Source organism: Sagittula marina, assembly GCF_014196795.1.
Classification (GTDB): domain Bacteria; phylum Pseudomonadota; class Alphaproteobacteria; order Rhodobacterales; family Rhodobacteraceae; genus Sagittula; species Sagittula marina.
On sequence record NZ_JACIEJ010000011.1, the window covers coordinates 70,691 to 94,188 of the forward strand.

Genomic DNA, 23,498 nt, shown 5'->3' on the forward strand with positions numbered 1-23,498 from the left:
GGGCGTGCCTCTAAAATCGTTCACCTTTGGGTGGCACGGATTGAAGCGCTTTCACAAGTCCCCCATTGCGCATCCCGGCTTGCCCTTGTCATAAGGCGCAGAGGCAACAATCGAAAAGAGCATGGATTTGGGCTGGTACGGAACTGTCTTCGAAGTGATCGACATGCGGTCCTTCTCCAACCTGTGGTTCTGGATCGTGCTGGCGGTCCTGTGGTCCTCGGTCTCTCACTGGGTGCTGGGGGTGCCCTTCGATATGGTTGCCCGCGCCCGCCGCGACGGCGGTCAGGCAGAGCAGGACCTGGAGGATCTGGTCCGCATCAACTCCAACCGCTTGCTGTTCATCGTCGACGAATCCGGGCTGTTTTTGTCCGGGCTGGTTGCGGCCTTTCTGACCTGCGTTTGCCTGTTGGGGTTCGTCTACAACGTGGAAACCGCTCAGGCGTTGTTTTTGCTGACGTTTCCCATGACGCTTGTGGCGCTTTTGACGGTCTACACCTCGCGCCGCGTCCAAGCAGGCGAAAACGCGGGGGAGCCGTTGTGGCGCCGCTTGCGCAATCATCGCCTGGCCACGCAGGTCATCGGGATGATCTCGATCTTTGTCACTGCGCTGTGGGGCATGTTCTACAACCTCTCCACCGGGATCCTGTGATCTGGCAGACGGACGTCTCCTGCGCTTGACGCCGGACGCGTCGCGCGCCATGTGAGCAGCCATGGCGGACAAAGTAACGATCGGTGGCGCCCCAGAGGGGTATGACGCGCAACTCGTGCTGCGGGAAGTGGCGCGCGCAAAAGGGCCGGTGGTGCACATCGCCCGCGACGACAAGCGGCTGGCGGCCATGCGCGAGGCGCTGGCATTTTTTGCCCCGGACATGCCGGTCGTCATTTTCCCGGCGTGGGACTGCGTGCCCTACGACCGCGTGTCACCGAATGCGGATATCTCTGCGGCGCGCATGGCGACGCTGGCAGGCCTCGTCCATGGAATGCCGGAACGCTACGTTCTGCTGACCACGCTCAGCGCCTCCATGCAGCGTATCCCGCCGCGCAGCACGCTCCGCGAAGCGGCCTTCAGCGCCCAGGTCGGCGACCGCGTCGACGAGGAAGCCTTGCGCAATTTCCTTGTGCGCATGGGTTTCAGCCAGGCCCCCACGGTCACGGAACCCGGCGATTACGCCATTCGTGGCGGCATCATCGACATTTTCCCGCCCGGCGATGGCGGTCCGGTGCGCCTCGACTTCTTCGGCGACACGCTGGACGGCGCGCGCCGTTTTGACGCGGCCACTCAGCGTACCACGGAAAAGCTCAACCTTGTCGAACTGGCCCCTGTGTCCGAGGTCATTCTGGACGACTCCGCCATTTTGCGGTTCCGCCAGAACTACCGCATCGAATTCGGGGCGGCCGGGACGGATGACCCGCTCTACGAGGCGGTGAGCGCGGGCCGCAAACACGCCGGGATCGAACATTGGCTGCCGTTCTTTCATGACACTCTGGAAACGCTGTTCGATTACCTGCCGGATGCCCCGGTCTTGATGGACGATCAGCTGACACCTTCGCGCCTGTCGCGGTGGGAGCAGATCGACGACCAATACGGCACGCGCAAACACGCGCTGAGCCAGAAACAGACCTTGGGCAGCTCGGTGTACAAACCGATCCCGCCCAAACTTCTCTACCTTGACGACACCGATTGGGAAGCCGCCGTCGGCGACCGTCGGCGCGTCCAGTTCCACCCGCTGTCGCAGGCTCCCGGTCCGGGTGTGGTGGATGCGGGCGGGCGCATCGGACGCAGCTTTGCCCCTGAACGTCAGCAGGAAAGCATCAGCCTGTTCGGCAGCCTCGCCAGCCACATCAAGGCCCGCATGGCCGAAGGTCCGGTGGTCATCGCCTCCTATTCCGAAGGCGCACGCGAACGTCTCACCGGCCTGATCGAAGACGAGGGCGTGGCCGAGGCCATCCCGATCCAGAACGGCACGCGGGTCGGAAAATCCGGGCTGCATCTGGCCGTCTGGTCGCTGGAGGCGGGCTTCGAAGCGCCGTGGAACGACCAGAAGCTGACCGTGATCTCCGAACAGGACGTTCTGGGCGACCGGCTGATCCGCAAACCGGCCAAGCGCCGCAAGGCCGAGAATTTCCTGACCGAACACCAATCGCTGAGCCCCGGCGATCTGGTCGTCCACGTGGATTTCGGCATCGGCCGTTTCCTCGGGATGGAGGTGATCACCGCCGCAGGCTCGCCCCACGAATGCCTGACGCTGCAATATGCCGAGGACGCAAAGCTCTACCTGCCGGTCGAGAACATCGAACTGCTCTCGAAATATGGCCATGAGGAAGGCTTGCTCGACAAGCTGGGCGGTGGCGCGTGGCAGGCCAAGAAGGCCAAGCTCAAGGAACGCATCCGCGAGATGGCCGACCGGCTCATCCGCATTGCCGCGGAACGGGCGCTGCGCAAGGCACCCATCATGGACCCGCCGCCCGGATCCTATGACAGCTTCGCCGCGCGCTTTCCCTATACAGAAACCGACGACCAGCTCAGCGCCATCGATGACACGATGGACGATCTGCACAGCGGGCAGCCGATGGACCGGCTGATCTGCGGCGACGTGGGCTTTGGCAAGACCGAGGTCGCCATGCGCGCGGCCTTTGTGGCGGCCATGTCGGGGCAGCAGGTGGCAGTGATCGCCCCGACGACGCTGCTCGCACGCCAGCACTACAACAGTTTCGCCGAACGCTTCCGTGGCTTTCCGCTGAACGTCGCGCCGCTGTCTCGGTTCGTTGGCACCAAACAGGCCGCGCTCACCCGCGAGGGGTTGACCAAAGGCACCGTGGACATTGCCGTCGGCACCCACGCGCTGCTGGCCAAGAACATTCGCTTCCAGAACCTTGGCCTGCTCATCATCGACGAGGAGCAGCGCTTTGGCGTGCAGCACAAGGAACGCCTGAAACAGCTGCGCTCCGACATTCACGTGCTCACCCTGACGGCGACGCCGATCCCGAGGACGCTGCAACTGTCTCTCACCGGGGTGCGCGACCTGTCGATCATCGGCACGCCGCCGGTGGACCGCCTGTCGATCCGCACTTACGTCAGTGAATTCGATCCCGTGACCATCCGCGAGGCGCTGCTGCGCGAACACTATCGCGGCGGACAATCCTTCTACGTGGTGCCCAAGATCTCTGATCTGCCGGAGATCGAGGAGTTCATGAAGGAACAGATGCCGGAGTGCACCTATGTCGTGGCCCACGGTCAGATGGCAGCGGGCGAGCTGGATGAGCGCATGAACGCGTTCTACGACGGCAAATACGACGTGCTTCTGGCGACGACCATCGTGGAAAGCGGTCTCGATATCCCCACCGCCAACACCATGATCGTGCACCGCGCCGATCAGTTCGGCCTGAGCCAGCTTTACCAGATCCGGGGCAGGGTGGGCCGGTCCAAAACCCGCGCTTACTGCTACCTGACGACCAAACCACGTGCCAAGCTGACCGCCACCGCCGAAAAACGTCTGCGCGTCTTGGGCAGCATCGACACGCTGGGCGCCGGTTTTGCACTGGCCAGCCAGGACCTGGACATTCGCGGCGCCGGCAACCTGCTGGGCGAAGAACAGTCCGGCCAGATGCGCGACGTGGGCTACGAGTTGTATCAATCCATGCTCGAAGAGGCGATCGCCAAGATCAGATCTGGCGACATGGAAGGTCTGACCGAGGATGACGGCCAATGGGCACCGCAGATCAACCTCGGCGTGCCGGTGCTGATCCCCGAGGACTACGTGCCCGATCTCGACGTGCGCCTTGGCCTCTATCGTCGTCTGTCCAGCCTGACCACCAAGGTTGAGCTCGAAGGCTTTGCCGCCGAGCTGATCGACCGCTTTGGCAAGCTGCCGCGCGAGGTCAACACGCTGATGTTGGTGGTGCGGATCAAGGCGATGTGCAAACGCGCCGGGATCTCCAAGCTCGATGGCGGGCCGAAGGGGGCCACCATCCAGTTCCACAACGACAAGTTTGCCTCGCCCGAGGGCCTGATGCAGTTCATCGCCGACCAGAAAGGCATGGCCAAGATCAAGGACAACAAGATCGTCGTGCTGCGTGACTGGAACAGCGACAAGGACAAGATCCAGGGGGCCTTTGCCATTGCGCGCGATCTGGCGGAACAGGCCGGCGCGATCAAGAAGCGGACGCCGGAAAAGAAGCCCGACAAGCCTGCGCCAGCCAAAGCCCCGGTCAAGCCAAAGCCCACAAGCACATTCACGGCCAAGCGCAAGAAACGCTGAAAATCTATGCGCTTGCCGTAACGCGCAGGAACGTTAAGAGTTTGTTCATAATTATGAACGGACTCGATTATGCGTGTTTTCCTGGTTTGTGCCCTGCTTGTTCAGGCGAGCTTTGTCTCGGCGGACCCAACATCATCCTCCTTGCGCGATACGCTGGACAGCTACCGCACGGCGCAGGCCTTCGACTGTCGCAATGTCAGCTGTAAACGCCTGCGCTCTTGCGAAGAGGCCTGTTTCAAGCTGCTGCAATGCGGCCAAAGCGTTCGGGATGGCGACCACGACGGTATTCCCTGCGAAAACCTGTGCAGCCGTCGCTGCTGACCTCTGACGAAAAAGGCGCGGGGCATTGCTGCGCCGCGCCTTTCATGTCCCGCTCAACCGGTGGTCAGTGCAGCAAACGGCCCATGGCACCGGCCACATCGGCCATGCGCGCCGAGAAGCCCCATTCGTTGTCGTACCACGCCATCACGCGCACCATGCGCTTGCCCACGACCTTGGTCTGGTCGGGTGCGAAGATCGACGAATGCGTGGTGTGGTTGAAATCGACAGAGACCTTGGGCTCCGGATCATACGACAGCACGGCGCCCATGCGACCGGCGGCAGCCTCTGCCATCGCTTCGTTCACGTCGTCTACGGTCACGTCCTTGGAGGCGTAGAACGTCAGGTCCACGGCGGAGACATTGGGCGTCGGCACCCGCACGGAGGACCCGTCCAGCTTGCCTTTCATGCTTGGCAACACTTCCCCCAGGGCCGCGGCGGCGCCGGTGGATGTGGGGATCATCGCCATGGCCGCAGCGCGTGCGCGGTAGAGGTCCTTGTGACGGCGGTCCAGTGTCGGCTGGTCGCCGGTGTAGCTGTGGATCGTGGTCATGATGCCACTTTCGATGCCGAATGCCTCGTCCAGCACCTTCGCCAGCGGCGCAAGGCAGTTCGTGGTGCACGACCCGTTGGAGACCATCACATCGCCGGGCACAAGGTCCCGGTGGTTCACGCCGTAGACCACGGTGCGCTGTACGTTTTTCGCGGGCGCAGAAATCAGCACCGACTTCGCACCCCGCGCCAGATGAGCGTTTGCCTTGTCGCCGTCGTTGAACTGGCCGGTGCACTCCAGGACCACGTCGCAGCCCTCCCAGTCCAGCGCGCTCAGTTCGTAGGACGACATGACGTCGATCGGGCCGCGTCCCAGATCGATGGCGTTGTCCTTCACCGTCACATTGCCGGGAAAGCGACCATGCACGCTGTCGTAGCGCAGCAGGTGCGCGTGAGTTTCCAGCGGGCCGGGGGCGTTGATCTTGACCACCTGCACGTCGTTGCGCGCGGATTCCGCGATATGTGCCAGAGTACAGCGGCCGATGCGCCCAAAGCCATTGATGCCCACGGTGACGGTCATTGAAACTCTCCTGAAAATATATGTTCGCCCTTCGTATACGAAGGCATCCCCTTCGCGGCTAGGAGAAAAGGTCAATTTCATCAGTGTGTTAGCGTTAAACATCTCGCTTTGGGGCATGGTGGCGCTAACCTTTTGCAAAGGTTTGCGCAAACATGATGCTGCGCTGCCGCATGGGTTTTCTGCATCCTCCAGAAAGGGGAATCACTTGGCCACGTTCGATGCCCTCTGCGCGCTCACCGGGCGCTGTCTGATTGCCGCCCTGTTCCTCGGGGGAGCCGTGCAAAAGTTATCGGACCCCGCGCCTGCGATAGCTTTGCTGATGGGGTGGGGGTTGCCCGGCGCTCTGATCTGGGGGGCCATGGTCTACAACCTCCTCGCGGGGCTTGCGCTGGTGGCCGGCGTTGCGGTGCGGCCCGTGGCGCTGTCGCTGGCGGGCTACTGTGCGCTCACCTCCTTCTTTCACTTGCTGCCCGATGACCCTTGGCAGATGACCATTTTCGTCAAGAACTGGGCCATCGCGGGCGGATGTCTGATGCTTGCCGTGCACGGGGCCGGCCCTTGGCGCTTGAGGTTTCAAAGCCGCGCGCTAACCTCCAATCCAACAAGGAACGGGGAACAGGTATGAGCGGACTTCTAGCGCTACTCGACGACGTGGCGGCCATTGCAAAGGTGGCGGCGGCCTCTGTCGACGACATAAGCGTGGCGGCGATCAAGGCGGGATCGAAAACCGCCGGCGTCGTGATCGACGACGCGGCAGTGACGCCCAAGTATGTGCACGGCTTCGCGCCCGCACGCGAACTGCCGATCATCTGGCGCATTGCGCGGGGGTCGGTCATCAACAAACTGGTGTTCCTGATGCCAGCGGCGCTTCTGATGGCTGCCTTCGCGCCGTGGATGGTCTGGCCTCTGCTGATCCTCGGCGGGTGTTACTTGGCCTTCGAGGGGGCAGAGAAGATCGTGCACGTGCTGATGCCGCATGACGAACACAGTGGCGGGCCTGACGGCAGTCACGATGTCAAAGATCCCGCCCGCCTCGAGGAAAAGAAGATCAAGGGTGCGATCAAGACAGACTTCATCCTGTCCGCTGAAATCATGGTGATCCTGCTGTCCAACCTCGGTGACCTGCCGAATTTCTGGATGCAGGCGGGCGCGCTGGCCATCGCGGCTGTTTTGATCACGGCGGCTGTCTACGGCTCCGTCGCGCTGATCGTGAAAATGGACGACATCGGTCTTTGGCTGTCACAGAACGCCAATCTCGGGGCAACGCGCTCCTTCGGCCGTGGGATCGTGCGCTTCATGCCGTGGCTGTTGAAGGCGCTGACCGTGGTCGGCACGGCGGCCATGCTCTGGGTCGGCGGGTCGATCATCGTGCACTCCCTGGCGGAGATGGGCGTGGATACGCCGGAACACATCATCCATGATCTTGCGGTCTCGGTTGCGGGCGAAAACGCCGCGCTGGAATGGAGCGTGACGGCAGCTGTGGACTTCGTGCTTGGTTTCGTGATCGGCCTGATCCTGATCCCCATCGCGACAAAGATCATCGCGCCGATCTGGCATTCGGTCCGGGGAAAGAACGCCACCGCGCAGTGATTGAGAAAGTGGCGCGGAACCTCTTCGAGGTCTCGCGCCATCCAAAGTCGTCCAGTCCACTGAACTTGCAAATCTGCGTGGACCGCTGTTTGGGCAGGCGTCCAAACGATAGAATGGCGGGACCGGATCCTGCACACTCAAGGAAATGACATCGGCGCAGACAGCGGGTGGTCCGATGATGTTAAAGTCCATCAAGCCGCCATTTGGTCCCGCGCTGGCCCTTAGGGGGGGGCGCCTCACGCAATCGGAGGCGGCAGGCGTCAACGCCCAGCGAAAATCGGGAAACAGTATCCTGCGCCGCTGGTGTGATCCGCCAATGTCCGTTGCAGTGACATCAGGGCCGTGTCATCGCAGCTCGTCCGGCGCGGTCTTCGTCTGCGGGTGCGTCTACGCACTATCTTAGCGATGCACCTCGATGCGAACTCATCCCGCGTGGGTCCGTGTGGCAGATACGCCCGCCACACGGGAGGAGGCCAAAGCGCCCCGCGTCAGGCAGATTGCATGTTCAGGGCCATGCCGTCGAAACGTCCAGTCGTGGCAGCTTTGCCGAGCACGTCAGCGACATCCGCACGGCTTGCCTTGGCTGTTTTGTCCACATCATCCCCGAGCACAACGTCGGCGCTTTGGCCGTCGTCGGTGAGCGCCACGGGGCGCAGGATGGCATAGGTCAGCCCGGAGGCCTTCAGGTGCTCGTCCGCGTCATGCTTGGCCTTCAGGTAATGCGCCAAATCACCGGAGGGATCGGATTGATCCGCGCCGATGGAGCTGAGCATGACAAACCGCTCCGCCCCGGCGTCTTTCGCCAGATCCACCAGACGCATTGCGCCCTCGCGGTCAACTTTCTCTGTCATCTCCGGACCGGTCGACCCGCCGGAGCCTGCGGCGAAGACAACGACATCAGCGCCGTCGCAGACGCCCGGTTGCAGGTCGGTCAGGTCGCCATTTCGCAGCGTCGTCGCCTCGGGCAGGACACTGGTGTCCGAGCCATCGCGAACCAGAGCCGTCACATTATGCCCCTGATCCAACAGGTTTTGCGTCAGGATGCGGCCGGTCTTGCCCGTGGCACCGGCGATGAGGATAGTCTTGGTCATATTCGTCGTCTTTCCTAAAATCTCAGGCTGGCGGGGCCATGGGGCCTGCGGCCTGCGTGGCGGCGATGTAGCCGGGCTGCTGTTGCAGAGCGCTCCAATAGGCCGCAACCTTGGGGTGGTCGCTCAGCAGGTCGAGCCGTGCCAACAGGGCGATGATGTAGGACAGCTGGATGTCTGCAAGCGTCGCGCGCTCTCCGAACAACAAAGGCCCGTCGCCGATGGCTTGCGCGATGTAGTCGAGGTGTCGGTTCAAAGCGTCGCGCGCATCCTCCGGCACAGGTTTGCCGCGAAAAGCGGGCATGATCACCCGCAGCGCGACCTCTGCGAAAGACGCTTCGACGTAATCGAGCAGCGCCTCATGCTGCCAATAGGCGGGGGTGCCTTTCGGCGGTGTATGGCTGGTGTCGTCATACTTGGCCGCGAGATAGCGCAGGATCGTGGCAGATTCCGCGATCAGCTCACCGTCATCCTCGATCACCGGGGATTTCCCCAAGGGGTGAACCTGCGCCAGCGCGTCCGGCGCGCGAAAGGCTTCGGTCCGGTCGTAATCCACCCGGTTGCAGGGCTGGCCGAGATCGGCCAGCAACCACAGCACGCGGGTCGCGCGGGAATACTTCAGAGCATGCAATGTAATCATGGCAGGAAGATCGCCTTTGCGTTGGTGAATTCTTTCATCCCAAAGCCGCCATGTTCACGGCCATATCCGGAGTCCTTGACGCCGCCGAAGGGCATGTTCGGATCTGCCGCACCAAAGGAGTTGATGCGCACCATCCCGGTGTCGAAATGGTCCCGCGCAAGTTTCAGAGCGCGCTCTTCGTCCTTGCAAAAGATCCCGCCACCCAGACCATACCGGCTGTCGTTGGCGATGCGCATGGCGTCCTCGTCGTCCTTGGCGCGGATCACCGCTGCGACCGGGCCAAAGATTTCGTCGTCATAGGCCGGCATCCCGGGGGTCACGTCCACCAGGACGGTGGCGGGGTAGTAGGCGCCGGTGCGGTCCGGCACCGTGCCACCGCAGAGCGCCTTGGCCCCCTTGGCAACGCTGTCCTTCACCTGATCGCGGACGGTTTCGAACTGATCGTTGCTGGACAGAGGACCAAGCTTGGTGGCCTTGTCCATGGGATCACCCATCTCGATCGCCTTCATCTGATCGGTGAAGGCAGAGACGAAGGCGTCATACACCTTGTCCGCCACGACGAACCGCTTGGCAGATACACAGGTCTCGCCGTTGTTGTAGATCCGGCCCATGACCGAAAACTTTACGGCCGTTTCAATGTCGGCGTCTTCCAGCACGAGGTAGGCATCGTTGGACCCCAGCTCCAGCACGGTTTTCTTCAACGCCTTGGCAGCCACGCTGCCGATGTGGCGACCCGCGCCATCGCTGCCTGTCATGGTCACGCCACGCACGAGGGGGTGCTCGATCAGCGCATCGCTGGTGTCGTGATCGATCAGGATAACCTGGAACAGATCCTCCGGCAGACCAGCCTCGATGCACAGCTCCCGCAGACGCAGGCCCGACCCGGTGCAGATGCTGGCGTGTTTCAGAACACAGGCGTTCCCCGCCATGAGGTTGGCCGCCAGCACGCGGACCGGCTGATACAGTGGAAAGTTCCACGGCTGGATGGAGTAGATCACACCGATCGGCTGGTGGCTCACGACACCGCGCGACCCTTTTTGACCGTGGGTGCGCTCCTCGTCCGCCAGGACGTCGGGTCCGTGCTCCGCCGAGTATTCAAAGATTGCTGCACAAAGCTCGACTTCGGTCTTGCCGTCCTTGAGCAGTTTGCCGGTTTCGCGGGTCATCAGCTCGGCCAGCTCATCGGTATGATCGCGCAGCGTCTTGGCGATCTTTGTCAGGTAGGGCGCGCGCTGGGCGTGGCTCAGGCTGCGCCAATCCAGAAAGGCTTCATGCGCCGCTTTCAGTTTCGTCTCGGCTTCGTCGCGGGTCATCATGGGATAGGTTTTGATGGTCTCACCCGTTGCCGGGTTGGTCGTCGTGATCGTGGACATATTCGCTCCTTGCATTCCGGTAACAACACGGTCGATGCGATTGGGTTCCTGTCCCGGCGGCCGCTGCCACCGCTGTTCACCGAGACGTGTTCGCCCGTCGCCCGTCCCGGTCGCTTTCGCGGTGGGACATCGGCGCACTTCGTCCTACCTGACGGCTCAAGATGATCTTCAAGAAAGGACCACCTGACATGGCCACCACAGGCAAGCAGCTTTTCACCACATTGGAAGAGGACGGCACCCTGACCGTCGCAATCGAGGAGGTGTCCTTTCCGGACCCCACCGGCAAGCAGGTGCTGGTCAAGATGGAAGCCGCGCCGATCAACCCCTCTGATCTGGCGATCCTCGTGGGCGGAGCGGATCTGGAAAACGCCGAATACTCCGAGGGCAAGTTCGTGGCCAAGATGCCCGAGCAGGTCAACAAGGGGTCCAAGGCGCGTCACGGCATGAAACTGCCCGCCGGCAACGAAGGCGCCGGCACGGTGATTGCCGCCGGGGACGACGCGGAGGCGCAGGCCTTGATGGGGCAGCGCGTGTCCTGCGTTCCGGGCAATGCCTACAGCCAGTACTGCATCGCCGATGCGGGCATGTGTCTGCCGCTCGGCGATCACTCTGCCGAAGAGGGCGCCAGCGCCTTCGTCAATCCGATGACCGCGCTCGGCTTCGTCGAAAACGCGAAAATGGACGGGCAGGAAGCGATCCTTCACACGGTTGGCGCCTCCAACCTCGGTCAGATGCTGACGCGCATCTGCCAAGAGGACGGGATCGGTCTCGTCAACATCGTGCGCAAAAGCGATCAGGTGGACCTGTTGAAAGACATCGGTGCGACCCATGTGGTCAACTCTTCCGATGACGACTTCATGGATCAGTTGACCTCCGCCATCGACGCGACGGGCGCGTTTTACGGCTATGATCCCGTGGGCGGTGGCAAGCTTGTGGACACCGCCTTCCAGGCGATGGAGCGCGTCGCCGTCTCGCGAATGACCGACTATTCGCGCTATGGCTCCAACCAGCCCAAGCGGATGTTCATTTACGGTCGGCTGGACACCGGCGCGACCATTCTGACGCCCGGCTACGGGTTCGGGTGGACGCTGTCGGGCTGGCTGCTGTTTCCGTTCCTGCAATCGGTCGGACAAGACGTCATGGGCCGGATGCGTCAGCGCGTTCGCGACAACCTCACAACGACCTTCGCCAGCCATTACAAAGAGCGGGTGAACCTCGAAGAGATGCTGACCAAAGACGCCTTGATGGATTACAGCGCCATGAAAACGGGCGAAAAATACCTCGTTACGCCCTGGTCCTGACCTTCAGGACGGTGCAGCCCTGTTTCGGCGGGGCTGCACGACTTTGAGCAGGCCGACACAGACCGGCCTGCTGTGCGGTCCTCCCGCATCCCTGCTCCCCCGACTTCGACCAACCTGTGCGCCAACAGAGGCCATTCCTGAAAATCTGCGTGCGCCAAGTCCACAGTCCGGGGCGAAGGCGAGTGTTTTCTGCGCCGGCTCCACACCTCGGCTTTGTGATCGATCACGACGGCGCTTTTGGACGGATTGCGCAGAATGCAGCCGGCGCCTCTGCGTGAAAGCGGGTGTCGCAAGCTCTGGAGAAATCCACACTTTCTACGACGCTGCCACTCCAAACCCGCACATGATACCGGGCAAAACTCGGCTTTCGTACGATCAGCAGTGCCCGCGTGCGAAACCGTCGCGTCAGCGACGTCCCAGTAGACGCTTACATTTTTAAGCAAGCAACGCGCCAAACCAAGCAACGCATTTAGGGGTTCTTTCATACTCACATGCCAGATCTCGGATGGACAGATTGCGGGGTTCGGAGTGCAGGCCAATGCCATTTAAGATTTCCATTCGCTTTGCGGTGCTATCGCTCGTTGCTCTGGCCACGCTCGGCATGGGCGCGCTGATCGGGCTTTCTGTCTATACAAGCGATGTGCGTGATGCCAATCAGGCCGCGCTTTCCGAAATGGCTGATCTGCAGGCCACATTGAAAGACGTCGAGAACCAATTTCTGCGCGCACGGCGCGCGGAAAAGGATTTCCTGCTGCGCGAGGACGAGAAATATATCGCACGCCACGCCGCCATCAGCACCGACCTGACGGCTCTGCTCGAAACACTTCGCGGGCGGGTGATGGCCGTTGATGGCCTCGCAGCCGCCAGCTCCGAGATTGACAGGATCGAGAGTGAAATCGACGCCTACACCGGCATTTTTGCCGAATTGGTCGCGGCCAAGGTTGATCTGGGTCTCGATGAGACACTCGGCCTTGAAGGAACTTTGCGCAGCGCCGTGCAAGAGGTCGAAGAAGCCCTCAACGAACTCGCGCGACCGGAAATGCAAGTGAAGATGCTGATGATGCGCAGACATGAAAAGGATTTCATTATGCGTGAGGACACCAAGTACCTCGATCGGCTGAACGCGCGGGTCGAGGAGTTCGAGGCGTTCCCGGCCTATTGGTACAGGGACGAGGAGCAGCGCGCGACAATTCAGGCTCTGATGGAGACCTACCAGTCGTCTTTCGCCGCCTTTGTTGAGCGCACGCTTCAAGTGAATGACCTGACCACCGATTTGTCCGACCGGTTCGCTGCCGCAGAACCGATCCTCGAAGCGCTGGTCGCCTCGGTGGGGGAGTTTACAGACGCCTTCGTAACCGAGAGCGAACAGCAAAAAGCCCTGACCGAGCGCCGCTCGATCGTGGCCAGCACGACAGGTATTGTCGCCTTTATGGTCATCGCCTTTTACCTAAGCCACCTGATCTCAGGCCCCATGAGGCAAATCGGATCGGCGCTCAGGGACATGGCCGATGGTCGTTTCGACGCGCTCCTGCCGAAATCGCGCATCAGCGAGGTGGCCGCAATCAGCCAGGCCGTCGATGTCTCACGGCAAAGCCAGCAAGAGCGCGAGCGCCTGAATGCCGAGATGGCCGTTGTCATCGACGCATTCGCCGAAGGCGATTTCTCGAGCCGCATCCATGTGTCCGAAACAGAAAACGATTCCGCGAAGATGACACAAGGGATCAACCAAATCGCTGAAATCGTGGAAACGGGCCTGTCCGACGTGCGCCTGACAATGGCGGCGCTGGCAACAGGTGACCTGACCGAGCGTATGAACGGCGGCCACAAGGGGGTTTTTGCAGACATCGCGCAGGCCGCCGACGAACTGGCCGACACCTTGGCAGGGATCATCCGCCAACTCGCGGAAAGCAGCTCGATGCTCGAGAATACCTCACGCGAGATTGCCGCGGCCTCGATGGATGCGTCCCGCCGCGGCGAGTCTAACGCCGCGTCGCTCGAAGAGACGACAGCGGCGCTCCAGATGCTGAGCGACCAGGTCAAGCAAACCTCTGCCAACGCAAAGAGCGCCGATGCACTGGTCAAGAGCGCGCAAGCGACCGGTCGTTCGGCAATCACCGTTGGCGACGAAACCACCAGCTCCATCATGCGTATCAAGGTGGTGTCAGACAAGATCGCCAAGGCAATGCGCGTCATCGAGGATATTTCTTTCCAGACCCAGCTGCTCGCGCTCAATGCCGGGGTCGAGGCCGCTCGCAGCGGAGAGGCGGGCGCGGGCTTTGCCGTGGTGGCATCAGAGGTTCGGACCTTGGCCAAACAGTCCGCAGACGTCACCGTCGACATCAACGAGCTGATAAAACACAATGAAATAGAGGTTTCCAGCGGCGTTGAGCAGGTTGGTCGCAGTTCGGCCGCGCTTGCACAGATCGTCGGCAGCATGGATCGGATGGTAACCGTCGTCGATGAGGTGACCAGTGCAACAGTCGAGCAAGCTGACAGCATAAGCGAGGTGAACGTCGCGATGAACCAACTCGATAAAAATACACAGCAGAATGCCGCGGTAATGGAAGAAACCTCGGCCTCGACGCAGCTGCTGGAAGAGGAGGCCGCGAAACTGGCGGCGCTCATTCGACGGTTCAAGATAGATGACGACCGAGCCAACACTTATCACGCTTCTGAAAGTGCGGCCGCGTAGAGCGGCACGAAAAAACAATGCCACCTGCAAATGTATTGGATTCCCCTGCGGGGGCATTCATGCGCAGCACTGCCGCCCCTGACATCCAGAGATGGCTAAGGCTTTGCACAACAGGCCGCAACCTGCGCGTTGTTTCGAAAACTCCCTCTCAAAGAGTTTATTGACGACATCTGGTTGATCGGGATCACAGGTCACGCATGCCAAGCAGATGAAGCTGCCTCCCAGAAAAGCCCTTGGACTGGTCTCGCGGAGCAGAGCTGCATTCTTCGCGCGGCGAAGGCCCGGTTTGACAGCTCTTAACAACGGGCTGTGGGTACACGTCAGGCTGGCGTATTGGAGCCTGTACTTCGAACGAAATCGCCTCGGACCTTGGGTTGCGCAGCTCGCGCTTCAGACCAGATGGTCGACCTTAGGTGCAAAGGAGCGCATTCGCCGGAAGGTCTTATGAAGACCTGTCTCGCCAAGTCAGAGCGTTCCCAACAAAACCGGCCAGGCGTTCAGTCACTCCGGCCGCCGCCTCGGGCGTCCATCGCTCTGCACCTGTGGCGTCCGCGATGGCGCGGGTCCGCTTTGAGTGCGCAGCCAATGTCAAAGCCGCGCGCAGAGAAGCCCGGATTGATAAAACGCCGTGGAGCAATGTCTTCACACCGGCTAGATCGGCAAGCCGGACTTATTCGCCCCCACAGACATGAACCGATGACAGGTTTCTGAAATATCGGACAAAACGCGCATGGGATGGCCTCGGACGCTTGATGGCTTGATCCTGCCTGTGCACCAGTGTCAGATGGGCCATCACGCTTCCATGTTTACAGGCCACATGACCAACCTCCCCAAAACCGTTCGTTCAGTGGAGCGCACGCTGCAAATCCTCGAGTTGATGAACCGGGCGCCAGTCGTTCGGGTGCAGTATCTCGCCGCTCAGACCGATCTGCCGGCCCCCACCGTGGTGCGCCTGTTGGAGACGCTGATGGCCGCTGGCTACGTGCGCAAGATTGGGCGGCAGGCGGGCTATTGCGTGACCGAAAAGGTCGCATCGCTGGGCGCGGGGCATCACGGTTTGCCTCAGGTCTTCGACGTGGCACGTCAGGCAGCCGAGGCGCTGACCACGCACACACTCTGGCCGACGGCGGTGGCAACGCTGGACGTGGATGCGCTGGTCATTCGGTTCAGTACGATCCCGATGAGCCCGCTGTCGCACTACCAGTCGACAATCAACCGGCGCATGACGCTGCTGGACTACGCCCATGGCCGCGCGTATCTCGGGTTTTGCCCGGAGGAAGAGCGACAACATCTGGTGAATTTGCTTCAGCAATCGGCGGAAACCAACGAAGAGGCTGTCGCCATCGCGCAACGCGCCGAGGCGGTCGTTGCCCTGACACGCGCAAGCGGCTTCGGGGAGCGCACCGGCAACATCCAGCCGGAAACGCATTCCATAGCTGCGCCCCTGCGGATGGGCGCCAAACTGGTTGGCACATTGGGGATAACCTATTTCGCGAAAGCGCAGGTCAACGTGAACACCCTCAAGACAGAGCTCAGCGCCGCCGCACAGGCCTGCGCGGCAGGCAGCGCCTATCAGCCTGTGGGATAAACGGTCGTGGCGCGATTGTCGTCGGTGCCAGACGCGACGATGATCGGCTCCGCGTGCCTGAGATGGTGCAAATAGTCCTGCGCAGAGGCCGCCACGGCGCTGTCGTCCAGCGCGCGCACGCCGGTCAGCGTGAATGGTGGCAGGTAGTGCATCCCGGTGTGTTTGGCCAACAGCTCAAAGGGGATCGTCACCTCTTCGAGAGTGCGCCCATAGCGGCCGTCCGGCTGGTAATCGGCCCCGTTTGACCCGGTGCTGAACGCGATGCCAAAGGTCTTGAGCCGCAGCGCCCGCCCGCCCGGACCGTAGGCCCAACCGCGTTTCAGAATGGCGATCTGCCACTGTGACAATAACGGCGGGCAAGAATACCAGGTCAGCGGGAATTGCAGGATGATCCGGTCATGCGTCTCCAGCAGGGCGCGTTCGGCGGCGCCGTCGATACGCCCGTCCGGATAAGTTGCATAGAGATCGCAAAGCGTGATCGTGCCGCTGTCGCGCACCGTCTGGCTCCAAAGTGCGTTGACCCGGCTGTGGGCCATGTCGGGATGCGCCGCAATGACGAGGGTTTTGGTCATGATGTCCTCCTGCGCGCAAAGGTGACGCATTCCTCGACCGCGCCACAAGCAAGGCATTTGCCAATTTCACGGTGCGAAATCGGTGCGCGTATCACGTGCGCGGCGGGTCCCGGCGTGCGACGTCCGACGCACCAATGACGAAGGAGATGGCCAATGTTCGACGACAGTGACCCGCGCAAGTCCCTTTCCCGCAAACCGGATCAGAGCGCCTCTGAGGCATTCTCCGGCCCATTTTGCGGTCCCGAGGTCGGCCATTTTTCGCAGACTGACCCCCAGGAACGCGGGGACGGCTGGCGCGCTTGGATGATGCGGTCCACGAACCTTGTCGTGCGGCTGGTCGCCCTGGATGGCGTGGCAGAGTTTGCGCGGCACGGTCAGCGGGATGAATACGTCGTATTTTCGTCCGACCCGGACCTGCGTTTCTCTGTTAAAACCGAAGCGGGCGAGGTCGTGGACCATCCCGGCAACCATCTGTTCATCATCCCGCCCGGTGACAGCCGCGTCCGGATCTCCGGCAAGGGTTCCGTCACCTTCCTGTTCACGACCCGGTCTGCGGATCTTGTCGCGCGATGCAGCAATCCCGAGGTTCCGATCAATCCTGTGATTCCGCCGTTTCAGCAATGGCCTGACCCGGTGGGCGGGTACAGATTGAGGGTTTACGATCTGGATGTGCCGGACACGCCGGGACGTTTCGGCCGCATCTTCCGCTGCACCACGATGATGGTGAACGTGTTGCCGCGATTCACGAAGCCGCGCGATACGGCCAAAGTCTCTCCGCATTACCACGCCAGCTTTGAACAGATCAGCCTGACGCTGGACGGCGATTTTGAGCATTTCCTGCGCTGGCCCTGGACGCCGAACATGTCTGACTGGCGCGAGGACATGCATCTGCGCTGCGCCAGCCCGTCCATGGCCGTGCTGCCGCCCCCGGCCATCCACACGACGCTCTGGGTGTCGGAGGAGACGCAGATCGTGGACATCTTCTCTCCGCCGCGCATGGACTTTTCGTTGAAGGACGACTGGGTTCTGAACGCCGCCGACTATCCGCGCGCGCAGACCTCTATCGAGTGATCAATCGCCGATGTCGCCCAGCGCAGGCATGGAGGCGATGACGATGGTGTCATGGGCGATGGCGGGCAGGGCGGGCAGGGGCCGATAGGACAACTCTCGTGCGGCCTGGGCCGACATGCCGAACCCCATCAACACATGCGTCGAGATCAGCTCGGGGTAGTCTGCGGGCGTGGTGCCCCGCGTGATCGACACCATCGCCGCGGTGACCGACCCCATCAGGATGTCGCGCCCGATCTCGGCGGTGGGGATCGTGAACAGACCCTCGTCCACGCCGCGCCGGATCGTGACTAGTGAATTGTGCCAGACCATTTCGCCAAAGGTGTGCCCCGGCGCGCTTGAGTGAATCATGGCCCAGCCCCAGGCGGGGTTCTTTTCGGCAGCGTGCAGGTAGTAGCGAATGGCGACCGCGCTTTGTTCGGCTGCGTTTTCCAGTGCGCTGAACATGTGGTGAACGGCGCGGTCGAATTCCCCGGTCATCTCTTCAAGCAAATGATATCGAAGCTGTTCGAGGTCGTCGAAGTGGTTGTAGAAGGTGCCGCGCGCCACACCGGCTGCCTTGCAGACATCTTCGATCCGCACGATGCGTCCGTCTTCGCGCCCGTAACATTCAAACGCAGCCGTCAATATGGTGTTGCGCGACTTCGCCCGTCGCGCCGCGCCTATTTCCGCACGCCTGCCAGAGTGGGAGGTGCGATAGCCCATCCGTGCAATGGCGTCGTCTGCGTTCTCTATATTGTCTGCCATCAGCGGGGCGGGGCCTTCTATCGTGTCCTCGGGTGCGGAACGCTCAAAATATGCCGCAGCTGCGAAGCAAGTGCCACCCCACAACGTGTAGCTGTGCGAATTCCACCAAATGAAATTGCTAAAATGACTATTTGTTCAAATTGAAATTTGGCGTAGTGTTTGGTCAAGGCGGCAGGAGGGCTGCTTTCAATTCGGGCTTGGGAGAGCCCACAGGGAGGATTGCAAAATGACAAGACGACAACCACCGGTTTGACCGGTGCGGCGCCGCCATGAGCGCGCCCTGACCTGACCCATCAAATGTCGCGACGCCACCCGGCAGCGGACCTTTGTCCGACCGGCCTGGTCGTGTCCGACACCCGTCGCCCGGAACTGCGGGCGTGCACCTGTGGCGACCCGCGTCGGTCGCCGCCCGAAACATCATTGTCTGAAGAAAGGGATCACACCATGGGGATCAACCGCATCGACCACGCCGCAATCCAAGTCGGCGACTTGGGCAAGGCGCTGACCTGGTACGAAGACGTGCTGGGCCTGACCGTCCTGTCCCGTGACGACACCACCGTTCACCTTGCCTGCCGTGGCACGGCGGCGGACATCACGCTGGTGAAGGGCACGCAATCGCTGGAGAACTTCACTTTCGGCGTGGACGATCAGGACGATCTTGACCGCGTCGAGAGCATCCTGACCAAGGAAGGCGTCGCCTCTGAGCGTCTGACCGGTGACAGCCGTCCGGGCGAAGGTGCGGCGCTGAAATTCCACCTGCCGTCAGGCCACGAGCTGCGGCTGTGTACCGGCGGTGCGGAGCGCCGCGCGGGCATCTGTGACTTCGATGCGAAGGGGTCGCACATTCCGACCGATATGGACCACATCAACCTGCTGGGCGAAGTCGATCCTGCGGTGATGCGCGACTTCCTGATGATGATCGGCTTCAAGTCCTCGCTCAACATCTCTGTGGGCGGTCAGCTCGCGGGGATCTGGCTGCGCGGCTCGGCCTACGATCACGATATCGCCTACATGAAGGCCGTGCGCCCAGCCGATCGCCTGCACCACGTGGCCTTCGCGGTCGAGGACGGCAACCACTACTTCCGCCTCTCGGACCGCCTGATGGAAACCGGCCACCGCTGGGAATTCGGTCCGGGCCGCCACAACGCGGGCCTTGGCAAATCCACCGGCTTTGGCACTAACAATTACGCATATGTCTTTGACCCGTTCGGCAACCGCAACGAGTTCTCCTCCGGCATGGAGCAGTTCGCGGACGATGCGGCACCGCTCGATTGCAACATCGCGCCGGAGCAGCTGACCGACGTGATGAACGGTTGGGGATACGAGATGGCCGAAACCTTCATGACGGTCGGCTCATGAGCCTGTCGGCACAAACATATCTGGAGGTGCAGGATCTTGCCCTGCGCTTCTGGGCCGTGGTGGATGAGGTGGATGACACGCCCGGGGCGTCGCTTTTCACCGCCGACGGCACGCTCGGCATCGAGAGCTTTCGCGCCACCGGCACGGAGGAGCTGACCCGCTACTTCACCGCCCGCCGGGCCTTGTCCGTCGAACGCCAGCGCGGCACCCGGCACCTGTGCAGCAACCTCCGGTTCTTGCCCGGAGAAGCTGTGCGTATGGCGGCCACCGTGACGGTCTTTTCAGGCACCGGCGCACGTCCGTTGCCGTTGGAAGCGCCGTCCTCACTCGCGGATTTCACTTTTGAGTGCGTCGAAACGTCGGACGGTTGGCGTTTTCGCGCGGTGTACGGCGCCCTGGTCTTTGCGGGCAGCGACACGCCAGACCTGAAAAAAGCCGCCGCTGCAGCCAAGGGAGACCCGTCATGAAACAGGTGGCCTTGATCCACGGCTGGGGCGGGTCGTATGCCGCGACCTGGGAGGCAGACGGCTGGGCCGAGGCTCTTCGCGGCGCAGGGTTCGAGCCTGTCGGCGTGAACATTGCCGGTCACGGGGCAGGGGGCGGATCGCACGAGCCGACCGACTACGCCGATCTTGCCAGCGACCTGGCGGGGAAGCTGCCCAAGGGGCTGCACGGCGCCATCGGCTTTTCCCTCGGCACCAAGCTGATGCTGGAACTCGAAGCCCGCACCCCCGGTGCCAACGGCCGGCTTGTTCTGGGCGGCATTGGCGACAACCTCTTTGCGCCGGAAGCCGCTGGCCCGGCCATCGTCGCGGCCCTGCGCGCAGAGACGACCGATCACCCGCCACAGGTCGCAGCCCTGCTGGCCTACGCCGAGAAAAGCGGCAGTGACCCAGCCTGTCTGGCCGCCGTGCTGGAGCGGCCCGCCAACCCGGTCCTGACCGAAGATCGACTGAGCGCGGCCAAAGCGCCGATCCTGATCTTCAACAGCCGCGACGACGCTGTGGCGCAACCCGATGACCGGCTGCGCGCGGCGCTGCCGCAAGCCAGCCACCAGCTGATCGACGGCCCCGGCCACGTGGCGCTCACATCCGATGCCCGCTTTTGCGAGGCGGCCATCGCATTCCTGACTGATTGATACACCAAGGGAGGAGAAGACCCATGTTCGACGATACCACCCCGATGATCGAGCGCGTGCGCGCGGTCCTGCCGCAGATCGCGGCGAATGCATCCAAGGCAGAGGAAATGCGGCAGGTGCCGCAGGAGAACATCGACCTGCTCAAGGGCACCGGCCTGCACCGGGCGTTTCAGCCCAAAGACTACGGCGGCCTCGAGATGGCGGTGCCCGATTTCGAGAACTGCATCGCGCTGATTGCCACGGCCTGCGGGTCCACCGCATGGGCCTTCTCGTTGCTGGCCGAACACGCGCACCAGATCGCGCTTTATTCAAAGCAGATGCAGGAAGAGATCTGGGGCGACGATCCCGATACGGTGGTCTCCTCCTCCATCGCGCCCTACGGCAAGTCCCAAGAGGTCGAAGGCGGCATCCGTTTCTCGGGGGAGTTCGGCTGGTCGTCGGGATGTGATCATGGCCAATGGGCGATCCTCGGCTTCCTGCGCGACGACGCCGAGATGGGCAAGGTCTACAGCTTTGCCATCGTTCCGCGCGCGGATTACGAGATCAAGGATACCTGGTACACCGCCGGGATGCGCGGCACCGGGTCCAAGACCATCGTGGTCAAGGACGCCTTTGTCCCCGAGCACCGCATCGAAAGCGTGCCTGCGCTGATGACGCTGACCTCGGCGGGAGGGGACCTTTACCCCGACAGCACGACCTATCACGTGCCGTTCATCTACGTCTTTGCCAGCTGCTTTTCGGCGGTCTCGCTTGGTGTCGCAGAGCGCATGATCCAGTTGTACATCGAGCGGACGCAGAACCGTGTGCGCGCCTATACCGGGGCAAAGGTCGGGCAATCGATCCCCGCCTGCATGCGCCTCGCCGAAAGCACACATCAGGTGGCTGCGGGCCGGGCGTTCCTTGAAAAGACGTGGGAAGACATGCGCGATCACGCCGAGCGCCGCGTTTTCCCCGATGAGACCAAGATGGCCTTCTGGCGCACCAATCAGGCCTATGCGGTCAAGATGTTCGTTGCGGCAGTGGATCGCTTGTTCGAGGCGTCGGGCGGATCGTCATGGTTCGACGATGCCGAAGGCCAGCGCCTGTTCCGCGATGCCCATATGACCGCTGCCCATGCTTATACCGACTATGACATTTGCGCGCAGATCCTCGGGCGCGCATTGATGGGGCTGGAACCGGATCCCTCCCTGTTCTGACCCCGCCCCGGCCTGTCCCGCCCACCGGGGCAGGCCACATCCCCAAAGTCCACACAAACCGCAGAGGTCCCGATGACCGAAGATTTCCCCGCCGCCGACGGGTTCGATCCCCGTGCCTTCCGGGCAGCGCTTGGCTGCTTTGCCACCGGCGTTACCGTCATCACCGCGCAGGCAGACGGCAAACGCGTCGGCGTCACCGCCAACAGCTTCAACTCCCTGTCACTCGACCCCCCGTTGATCCTGTGGAGCCTTGTGAAAACGTCGTCGAGCTACCCGACGTTTGCAGCGGCCAGCCACTTCGCGGTCAACATCCTCGCTCATGACCAAATCGACCTGTCGAACCAGTTCGCGTGCCGCAGTGACGACAAGTTCGCCGGGCTCGACGTGGCCGAAGGACACGGCCGCTGCCTGCTGCTGTCCGACACCTGCGCCACGATCCAATGCAGCCGCGAGAACATTCTCGATGGCGGTGATCACTGGATCCTGATCGGGCGGGTTACCGACTTTGCCGCGTCCGAGCACGCGCCGCTTTTGTATCACCGGGGCGGCTATTCCATGGCCCGGCCACATCCGCAGGTCGCCGCCGGCTGATCCTGAAACTGACATCAAAACAGGGAGGAGACCTGAATGAAGATGACCCAAACCCTTGGCGCGACAGCCGTCGCGTTAAGCCTCGCCGCACCCGCGCAGGCCATTGACGTCGGCCCCGCAGATTACACGATCCTGCCGGGGGGGACCACGCTGGGGATGCTGTATTGGCAGCATCTCAGCTCTGACACGTTGCGCGTGGACGGCTCGGATGTGCCCGGCTCCAGCTTCGAGGCCGACGTCGCGATTATGCGCAGCCTGAATTACTTCACGCTGGGCGACATGCCTGCGGCGTTTCACGTCGTCGCGCCGTTTGCCAGCATCGACGCCGACATCGGCGGCTTTGGCCAAAAGACCACCGACGGGCTGGGGGATACCACGCTGGGCTTGACGCTCTGGCCGGTTCAGCCCGACACCCCCGACACCGGGACCACGCTTGGCTTTTCGCTTTTCGCGACCTTGCCGACCGGCGACTATGATCCGGCACGGCTTGGGATCGGCGAGGGGACGTTTACCATCACCCCGCAAGTCGGCGTGATCCAGGGGCTGGGCAATGGCTTTTACTTCGACGGAGCACTGGACGTTGCGTTTCAGCAGGACCACGACGAGAACGGCGTGACCCACGAACGCGACCCGTCGTGGCAGTTGCAGACCATGCTGCGCAAGCAGTGGGGTCCGGGCACGTCCATGACCATCGGCTATTCCGGACAGCGCGGCGGCGACCAAAGCGTCGGCGGCGTCAAGACCGGCCTGAAAACGCACCGCGACCAGGTACGCCTGTACGGCACGCATTTCCTGAACCCGACAACGCAGATCCAAGGCATGATCGGCAAGGATTTCAATGTCGAAGGCGGCTTTGAATACGATAGCGTAACCCAGATCCGCCTCGTCAAGGTGTTCTGATCCACG

The 23,498-nt window shown here is 62.2% G+C and carries 22 protein-coding genes; 15 read left to right on the top strand and 7 right to left on the bottom strand.

Annotated elements, in window-relative coordinates; all coding sequences use genetic code 11:
* The first annotated feature begins 121 nt into the window (after positions 1 to 121).
* The 3 genes from GGQ68_RS19145 (at position 122) to GGQ68_RS19155 (ending at position 4,580) form a co-directional block, all read left to right on the top strand.
* Complete coding sequence (locus tag GGQ68_RS19145) at positions 122 to 649, top strand: component of SufBCD complex (RefSeq protein WP_183968856.1); 528 nt, start codon at positions 122 to 124, stop codon at positions 647 to 649.
* A 61-nt stretch (positions 650 to 710) separates the two neighbouring features.
* A complete protein-coding gene (gene mfd, locus GGQ68_RS19150) occupies positions 711 to 4,259 on the top strand; it encodes a transcription-repair coupling factor (RefSeq protein WP_183968857.1) in 3,549 nt (1,182 codons plus the stop codon).
* Between the two features lie 69 nt (positions 4,260 to 4,328).
* The gene (locus tag GGQ68_RS19155) at positions 4,329 to 4,580 is read left to right on the top strand and encodes an excalibur calcium-binding domain-containing protein (protein WP_183968858.1); all 252 of its coding nucleotides are present in this window, start codon (positions 4,329 to 4,331) and stop codon (positions 4,578 to 4,580) included.
* 64 nt (positions 4,581 to 4,644) lie between these two features.
* On the opposite strand, the gene gap is transcribed toward GGQ68_RS19155, so the two are convergent.
* Positions 4,645 to 5,649: a type I glyceraldehyde-3-phosphate dehydrogenase gene (gene gap / locus GGQ68_RS19160; protein WP_183968859.1), complete on the bottom strand. Its 1,005-nt coding sequence runs from the start codon at positions 5,647 to 5,649 to the stop codon at positions 4,645 to 4,647.
* A 205-nt stretch (positions 5,650 to 5,854) separates the two neighbouring features.
* Here gap and GGQ68_RS19165 point away from each other — a divergent pair, with 205 nt between their 5' ends.
* The gene (locus GGQ68_RS19165; protein ID WP_246429449.1) at positions 5,855 to 6,274 is read left to right on the top strand and encodes a DoxX family protein; all 420 of its coding nucleotides are present in this window, start codon (positions 5,855 to 5,857) and stop codon (positions 6,272 to 6,274) included.
* The gene (locus GGQ68_RS19170) at positions 6,271 to 7,239 is read left to right on the top strand and encodes a DUF808 domain-containing protein (RefSeq protein WP_183968861.1); all 969 of its coding nucleotides are present in this window, start codon (positions 6,271 to 6,273) and stop codon (positions 7,237 to 7,239) included. The genes GGQ68_RS19165 and GGQ68_RS19170 overlap by 4 nt, the downstream gene beginning before the upstream one ends.
* A 488-nt stretch (positions 7,240 to 7,727) precedes the next feature.
* Here the strand turns inward: GGQ68_RS19170 and GGQ68_RS19175 are convergent, their stop codons facing one another.
* The 3 genes from GGQ68_RS19175 to GGQ68_RS19185 are packed head-to-tail and all read right to left on the bottom strand — an operon-like array spanning position 7,728 to position 10,340.
* Positions 7,728 to 8,330 carry an SDR family oxidoreductase gene (locus GGQ68_RS19175; protein ID WP_183968863.1) on the bottom strand — a complete coding sequence of 201 codons (603 nt, stop codon included), beginning with the start codon at positions 8,328 to 8,330 and terminating at the stop codon, positions 7,728 to 7,730.
* A gap of 22 nt (positions 8,331 to 8,352) precedes the next feature.
* Positions 8,353 to 8,967, bottom strand: a complete 615-nt coding sequence (locus GGQ68_RS19180; RefSeq protein ID WP_183968864.1) for a glutathione S-transferase family protein — start codon at positions 8,965 to 8,967, stop codon at positions 8,353 to 8,355.
* Positions 8,964 to 10,340: an NAD-dependent succinate-semialdehyde dehydrogenase gene (locus GGQ68_RS19185; RefSeq protein WP_183968866.1), complete on the bottom strand. Its 1,377-nt coding sequence runs from the start codon at positions 10,338 to 10,340 to the stop codon at positions 8,964 to 8,966. Before GGQ68_RS19185 ends, GGQ68_RS19180 begins: the two co-directional genes overlap by 4 nt.
* Positions 10,341 to 10,528: 188 nt before the next feature.
* Between GGQ68_RS19185 and GGQ68_RS19190 the strand changes: the two genes are divergently transcribed.
* Positions 10,529 to 11,641 carry a zinc-binding dehydrogenase gene (locus GGQ68_RS19190; RefSeq protein ID WP_183968868.1) on the top strand — a complete coding sequence of 371 codons (1,113 nt, stop codon included), beginning with the start codon at positions 10,529 to 10,531 and terminating at the stop codon, positions 11,639 to 11,641.
* A gap of 571 nt (positions 11,642 to 12,212) precedes the next feature.
* On the opposite strand, the gene GGQ68_RS19195 is transcribed toward GGQ68_RS19190, so the two are convergent.
* Entirely contained in the window at positions 12,213 to 12,713 is a 501-nt protein-coding gene (locus tag GGQ68_RS19195; RefSeq protein ID WP_183968870.1) for a hypothetical protein, read from the bottom strand.
* Here GGQ68_RS19195 and GGQ68_RS19200 point away from each other — a divergent pair.
* Positions 12,693 to 14,333: a methyl-accepting chemotaxis protein gene (locus GGQ68_RS19200; RefSeq protein ID WP_246429454.1), complete on the top strand. Its 1,641-nt coding sequence runs from the start codon at positions 12,693 to 12,695 to the stop codon at positions 14,331 to 14,333. The two genes, GGQ68_RS19195 and GGQ68_RS19200, sit on opposite strands and share 21 nt — an antisense overlap.
* A gap of 817 nt (positions 14,334 to 15,150) precedes the next feature.
* A complete protein-coding gene (locus GGQ68_RS19205) occupies positions 15,151 to 15,921 on the top strand; it encodes a DNA-binding transcriptional regulator (protein WP_183968959.1) in 771 nt (256 codons plus the stop codon).
* Here the strand turns inward: GGQ68_RS19205 and GGQ68_RS19210 are convergent.
* Positions 15,906 to 16,493 carry an NAD(P)H-dependent oxidoreductase gene (locus GGQ68_RS19210; RefSeq protein ID WP_183968873.1) on the bottom strand — a complete coding sequence of 196 codons (588 nt, stop codon included), beginning with the start codon at positions 16,491 to 16,493 and terminating at the stop codon, positions 15,906 to 15,908. The genes GGQ68_RS19205 and GGQ68_RS19210 overlap by 16 nt on opposite strands.
* 153 nt (positions 16,494 to 16,646) lie before the next feature.
* Here GGQ68_RS19210 and GGQ68_RS19215 point away from each other — a divergent pair, with 153 nt between their 5' ends.
* Positions 16,647 to 17,564, top strand: a complete 918-nt coding sequence (locus tag GGQ68_RS19215) for a cupin domain-containing protein (protein ID WP_183968875.1) — start codon at positions 16,647 to 16,649, stop codon at positions 17,562 to 17,564.
* Here the strand turns inward: GGQ68_RS19215 and GGQ68_RS19220 are convergent, their stop codons facing one another.
* Complete coding sequence (locus GGQ68_RS19220) at positions 17,565 to 18,308, bottom strand: TetR/AcrR family transcriptional regulator (protein WP_183968877.1); 744 nt, start codon at positions 18,306 to 18,308, stop codon at positions 17,565 to 17,567.
* 444 nt (positions 18,309 to 18,752) lie between these two features.
* Here GGQ68_RS19220 and GGQ68_RS19225 point away from each other — a divergent pair, with 444 nt between their 5' ends.
* The 6 genes from GGQ68_RS19225 (at position 18,753) to GGQ68_RS19250 (ending at position 23,492) form a co-directional block, all read left to right on the top strand.
* Positions 18,753 to 19,667, top strand: a complete 915-nt coding sequence (locus GGQ68_RS19225) for a VOC family protein (RefSeq protein WP_183968879.1) — start codon at positions 18,753 to 18,755, stop codon at positions 19,665 to 19,667.
* Positions 19,664 to 20,134 (top strand): nuclear transport factor 2 family protein, encoded by a 471-nt coding sequence (locus GGQ68_RS19230; RefSeq protein WP_183968882.1) that lies wholly within the window; start codon positions 19,664 to 19,666, stop codon positions 20,132 to 20,134. Before GGQ68_RS19225 ends, GGQ68_RS19230 begins: the two co-directional genes overlap by 4 nt.
* The gene (locus GGQ68_RS19235; protein ID WP_183968884.1) at positions 20,131 to 20,805 is read left to right on the top strand and encodes an alpha/beta fold hydrolase; all 675 of its coding nucleotides are present in this window, start codon (positions 20,131 to 20,133) and stop codon (positions 20,803 to 20,805) included. Before GGQ68_RS19230 ends, GGQ68_RS19235 begins: the two co-directional genes overlap by 4 nt.
* A gap of 23 nt (positions 20,806 to 20,828) precedes the next feature.
* Entirely contained in the window at positions 20,829 to 22,001 is a 1,173-nt protein-coding gene (locus tag GGQ68_RS19240; RefSeq protein ID WP_183968886.1) for a p-hydroxyphenylacetate 3-hydroxylase oxygenase component, read from the top strand.
* 72 nt (positions 22,002 to 22,073) lie between these two features.
* Positions 22,074 to 22,592, top strand: coding sequence for a flavin reductase family protein (locus GGQ68_RS19245; RefSeq protein ID WP_183968888.1), 519 nt, complete (start codon positions 22,074 to 22,076; stop codon positions 22,590 to 22,592).
* Positions 22,593 to 22,628: 36 nt separating this feature from the next.
* Positions 22,629 to 23,492 (top strand): transporter, encoded by an 864-nt coding sequence (locus GGQ68_RS19250; RefSeq protein ID WP_183968889.1) that lies wholly within the window; start codon positions 22,629 to 22,631, stop codon positions 23,490 to 23,492.
* Positions 23,493 to 23,498 lie beyond the last annotated feature (6 nt).

What these genes read in the sequence shown, in the direction of transcription:
- GGQ68_RS19145 (WP_183968856.1), top strand. Translation starts at nt 122, where the DNA reads ATGGATTTGGGCTGGTACGGAACTGTCTTCGAAGTGATCGACATGCGG.
- mfd (WP_183968857.1), top strand. Translation starts at nt 711, where the DNA reads ATGGCGGACAAAGTAACGATCGGTGGCGCCCCAGAGGGGTATGACGCG.
- GGQ68_RS19155 (WP_183968858.1), top strand. Translation starts at nt 4,329, where the DNA reads ATGCGTGTTTTCCTGGTTTGTGCCCTGCTTGTTCAGGCGAGCTTTGTC.
- gap (WP_183968859.1), bottom strand. Translation starts at nt 5,649, where the DNA reads ATGACCGTCACCGTGGGCATCAATGGCTTTGGGCGCATCGGCCGCTGT.
- GGQ68_RS19170 (WP_183968861.1), top strand. Translation starts at nt 6,271, where the DNA reads ATGAGCGGACTTCTAGCGCTACTCGACGACGTGGCGGCCATTGCAAAG.
- GGQ68_RS19175 (WP_183968863.1), bottom strand. Translation starts at nt 8,330, where the DNA reads ATGACCAAGACTATCCTCATCGCCGGTGCCACGGGCAAGACCGGCCGC.
- GGQ68_RS19180 (WP_183968864.1), bottom strand. Translation starts at nt 8,967, where the DNA reads ATGATTACATTGCATGCTCTGAAGTATTCCCGCGCGACCCGCGTGCTG.
- GGQ68_RS19185 (WP_183968866.1), bottom strand. Translation starts at nt 10,340, where the DNA reads ATGTCCACGATCACGACGACCAACCCGGCAACGGGTGAGACCATCAAA.
- GGQ68_RS19190 (WP_183968868.1), top strand. Translation starts at nt 10,529, where the DNA reads ATGGCCACCACAGGCAAGCAGCTTTTCACCACATTGGAAGAGGACGGC.
- GGQ68_RS19200 (WP_246429454.1), top strand. Translation starts at nt 12,693, where the DNA reads ATGCTGATGATGCGCAGACATGAAAAGGATTTCATTATGCGTGAGGAC.
- GGQ68_RS19195 (WP_183968870.1), bottom strand. Translation starts at nt 12,713, where the DNA reads ATGTCTGCGCATCATCAGCATCTTCACTTGCATTTCCGGTCGCGCGAG.
- GGQ68_RS19205 (WP_183968959.1), top strand. Translation starts at nt 15,151, where the DNA reads ATGACCAACCTCCCCAAAACCGTTCGTTCAGTGGAGCGCACGCTGCAA.
- GGQ68_RS19210 (WP_183968873.1), bottom strand. Translation starts at nt 16,493, where the DNA reads ATGACCAAAACCCTCGTCATTGCGGCGCATCCCGACATGGCCCACAGC.
- GGQ68_RS19215 (WP_183968875.1), top strand. Translation starts at nt 16,647, where the DNA reads ATGTTCGACGACAGTGACCCGCGCAAGTCCCTTTCCCGCAAACCGGAT.
- GGQ68_RS19220 (WP_183968877.1), bottom strand. Translation starts at nt 18,308, where the DNA reads ATGGCAGACAATATAGAGAACGCAGACGACGCCATTGCACGGATGGGC.
- GGQ68_RS19225 (WP_183968879.1), top strand. Translation starts at nt 18,753, where the DNA reads ATGGGGATCAACCGCATCGACCACGCCGCAATCCAAGTCGGCGACTTG.
- GGQ68_RS19230 (WP_183968882.1), top strand. Translation starts at nt 19,664, where the DNA reads ATGAGCCTGTCGGCACAAACATATCTGGAGGTGCAGGATCTTGCCCTG.
- GGQ68_RS19235 (WP_183968884.1), top strand. Translation starts at nt 20,131, where the DNA reads ATGAAACAGGTGGCCTTGATCCACGGCTGGGGCGGGTCGTATGCCGCG.
- GGQ68_RS19240 (WP_183968886.1), top strand. Translation starts at nt 20,829, where the DNA reads ATGTTCGACGATACCACCCCGATGATCGAGCGCGTGCGCGCGGTCCTG.
- GGQ68_RS19245 (WP_183968888.1), top strand. Translation starts at nt 22,074, where the DNA reads ATGACCGAAGATTTCCCCGCCGCCGACGGGTTCGATCCCCGTGCCTTC.
- GGQ68_RS19250 (WP_183968889.1), top strand. Translation starts at nt 22,629, where the DNA reads ATGAAGATGACCCAAACCCTTGGCGCGACAGCCGTCGCGTTAAGCCTC.